The sequence below is a fragment of the Cupriavidus sp. 05T313 genome (assembly GCF_056396665.1).
The window spans coordinates 1-3,526 of record NZ_JBFTLX010000415.1 but is presented as its reverse complement, the minus strand read 5'-3'; the positions used below and the strand labels follow the sequence as shown (position 1 = coordinate 3,526).

The 3,526-nt window shown below is 67.2% G+C and carries 3 protein-coding genes; all 3 read right to left on the bottom strand.

Features of this window, described 5'->3' with window-relative positions:
• Positions 1-573 precede the first annotated feature (573 nt).
• Positions 574-2,163, bottom strand: a complete 1,590-nt coding sequence (locus AC1DKD_RS40015) for an acyl-CoA synthetase (RefSeq protein WP_477144631.1) — start codon at positions 2,161-2,163, stop codon at positions 574-576.
• 95 nt (positions 2,164-2,258) lie between these two features.
• Positions 2,259-3,044 carry an enoyl-CoA hydratase/isomerase family protein gene (locus tag AC1DKD_RS40010; RefSeq protein ID WP_441629603.1) on the bottom strand — a complete coding sequence of 262 codons (786 nt, stop codon included), beginning with the start codon at positions 3,042-3,044 and terminating at the stop codon, positions 2,259-2,261.
• 63 nt (positions 3,045-3,107) lie between these two features.
• On the bottom strand, positions 3,108-3,526 hold a 419-nt coding region (locus AC1DKD_RS40005; protein ID WP_477144630.1), incomplete at its 5' end, for an acyl-CoA carboxylase biotin carboxyl carrier protein subunit.

Genomic DNA, 3,526 nt, shown 5'->3' with positions numbered 1-3,526 from the left:
CACCGGCCCAAAGGACGTCGCTTCTCCATGACCCATGGGTTACGTGGTACAGCCCCTGACCTCGTGTGCGGTGAGCGTTCGACCATCTGCCGTTACCGGTGCGCGCCATCACGACACATCGCCCGTCAATGGTTTCGTGGTGGGGCGGGCGCGGTGGTCACGGTCTTGGGCATATCAATCCGGTGCCACCGCGCCCACGACGGAACCGGTGCGCCTGCAACTTCGTGGCCGGCCACTACGCGAGCGACAGACGGCTTGAAGCAAGTGATGTCTGCTACCGGGGGCCGCACCACGAATCCCGGAAGCTGGCAGGATCGTGGCCAGTCAAGCCGGTACCGGCAGAAGCCCGCCGGCACTCCGGGCCGTACGACGAAATCATTGATATTCGAGAGCCTGATTGTTCTGCTCCCGGCAGGGTCGGCTTTCTTCTCGTTAGTCTTCTTTGCCGAAGCAAAGAAGAGTGACCGGCGTCCCCCGCAGGGGGATGTCGTACGCACTTGGGTCCAAAAACCAACGCCGCACAAAGAATCAGCGAAAGAAGCAGCAGACCCCCCCCACCATGGGCCACCCCCCCTACTCCAATCCCATCTCCCTCAACCGCACCTTCAACACYTTCCCCGTTGGATTACGCGGCAACGCCGCCACCACCCTCAACGCACGCGGCAGCTTGTAGCGCGCCAGCCGCGGCTCCGCGAAGGCCTGCAGTTCATCCAGCGTCAGGCTGGCCCCCGGCTTGAGCGCCGCCACGGCGACCACGTGCTCGCCCCAGCGCGGATCGGGCGCACCGATCACGGCGACTTCCGCAATGGCGGGATGCTCGTACAGCACGCTCTCCACCTCAGCCGGGTAGACGTTCTCGCCGCCGSTGATGAYCATGTCCTTSAGGCGGTCGCAGACATAGTAGAAGCCTTCTTCGTCGGCATAGCCAACGTCGCCGGTACGGAACCAGCCGCCTTCGTAGAACGCTGCGGCGCTGGCGTCCGGGCGGTTCCAGTAGCCCTTCATGATATTGCCGCCACGCGCGCAGATCTCGCCGCGCGCGTGGGGTTCGGTCAACAGCCTGCCCTCGAAATCGCGGATGCTGACTTCAGTCAGCATGGCCGGCGTGCCACAGGAGCCGAGCTTGTCCTGCGCGCGCCCGGGGTCCAGGAAGGTGGTCGCGGCGGCGGTCTCGGTCAGCCCGTAGCCCTGGTTGACGGGGATGCCGCGCGCAACGAACAGCCGCAACAACGGCTCGGGCATGGGCGCGCCGCCCACCGAGATGCCCCGCAGGCTGGACAGATCGGCCCGTTCGAAATCCGGGTGCTGGCTGACAAACAGCAGCATGGCGGGCACGGCGAAGCTCACCGTCACGCGATGCTCGGCCACCGCCTGCATCACGCCGGCCGGATCGAAGCTGCGCTGCAGCACAAGGTGGCCGCCCGCCATCAGGATGGGCAAGCTCACGCAGCACATGCCGCCAACGTGAAACAGCGGAGCGAAGTTGAGCGCGACATCGCTGCTGGCGAGGTCGCTCATCATCATCACGTTCAGGTTATTGGCCCAGAAGTTGCCGTGCGTCAGCATGGCGCCCTTGGGATGGCCGGTGGTGCCCGAGGTGTACATCACCGCGGCCACTTCATCGGGGTGGGTGGAAGCCGGCGGCGGTGCGGCGTTGGCCTGCGTCATCAGCGGCACCAGTGCCTCCCAGCCCGGCGCCATGGTGCGCCGCAGGTAGCGCCGGCATTCCAGGCCCGCGCGCACCTCGTCGATCAGGCCGGCATGGTCTTCGTCGGCAAACAGCGTATGCACGCCGGCATCGTTGAGGATATACGCCAGTTCCGGGCCGGTCAGCCGGAAATTGAGCGGCACGAAGATGGCGCCCAGCCAGCCGCAGGCGAACTGCGTCACCAGGAACAGCGGATCGTTCAGGCCGAGGTAGCCCACGCGCTGGCCACGGCCTATGCCGCCGGCCGCCAGCACGGCAGCCATCCGTTCCACGTCCGCCACCAGTCCGGCGTAAGTCCAGGTCCGTCCCGCGCAGGTCAGCGCCGGGCGGTCCGGACTGCGCGCGGCGCGGCGGCGCAGCCATTCCGCCATGCCGGGCGCCAGCATGGCCGCGCTGTCGCTGTTGTCATGGATTGCGCCGGCAAGGGCCGGATGCAAGGACGATGCTGCGTTCATATTCGGCTCCCGTTCCTCAAATACCTGGCAACCGGCGCGCCCTTCCCTGCCCGGCGCYCGGATTACCCGTCGATTTGCCCGATCTGCTTCGCGGTCTACTTCCCCGTCCAGACCGGCTTGCGCTTCTCGTTGAAGGCGGCCAGCCCTTCGCGGGCATCTTCGGTCATGGCCAGCAGCGCGATCTGGCTTTCGGTATAGGCGATGCCCTCCGCGAAGCTCATCGACGCCATCGCCTGCATGGCGTACTTGCCGCGCCGTATCGCAGTGGGCGACTTGTCGGCCACGCGGGCGATCAGCCATTCGGTCCGGGCGTCCAGCTCGCCCGGCGCGGCCAGGTGGTTGACCAGCCCGGCGGCCTTGGCCTCGGCGGCGGAAAACGGCTCGCCGCTGATGCACCATTCGCGCACCAGCCGGGGTGGCGCCAGCGTCTGCAGCAGGCTCAGCACCTGCATCGGGAACACCCCTACCTTGACTTCGGGCAGGCCAAACAGCACGTTGTCGGCGGCCACCGCCATGTCCGTCATGCACAGCAGTCCCATGCCGCCTGCCATGCAGGTGCCGTTGATCCGCGCGATGCTGGGCAGCGTGGCCTGCTGCGCCTCGCGCAGCATGTCGGCGTAGTCCACATTAGGCCGCGACAGGTCGAAGGCAAAGCCCTTGCCCGGTTGCAGGTCGCCACCGGCGCAAAAGGCCTTGTCGCCGGCGCCGGTGAGTACGATGGCGCGGATGGCCGGATCGGCGTGAGCCGCCCGGTAGCCGGCGCGGATGCCATCCACCACTTCCTTGTTGATGGCGTTGCGCTTGTCGGGCCGGTTGATGGTGATCCAGAACGCGGCGCCGCGTTTTTCATGCAGGACGGCTGGGGTTTCCGATTCGCTCATGGTGCTCCGCCGGATAGGCTGTGTCTGTGTTCGGGAAAAGGAGAAGGAAGAGGYAGAGGCGGTTCAAGCGGCTGCCTTCACCGGCTCAGCCGGCGTCGCCGCGAACTCGATCTCCGCGATCACGCGCATGGCCGCGGCCTGGTCGCCGATCTGCACATGCACGGCGCCGACCCGCCCGGCAGCGGGCGCCACGTGGATATGCTCCATCTTCATGGCTTCCAGCGTCACCATGGGCTGGCCGGCTTCGACCTGGTCGCCGGCGGCAACCATGACATTGACCACCCGGCCGTTCATCGAGGCGCGCAGCTTGCCATCGCCGGCGGCTTCGCCGGCCCGCGCGGCCGCCGCCCGCGTATGGTCCTCGACGCGCAGCGGCGCGCCCTGGTATTGCAGCAGCAGCGTGTTGCCGTCGCGATGGAAGTCCGCGCTCTCGACCACGCCGTCGCAGCGGAACCGCACGGCATGCTCGCCCAGCGCAAGGG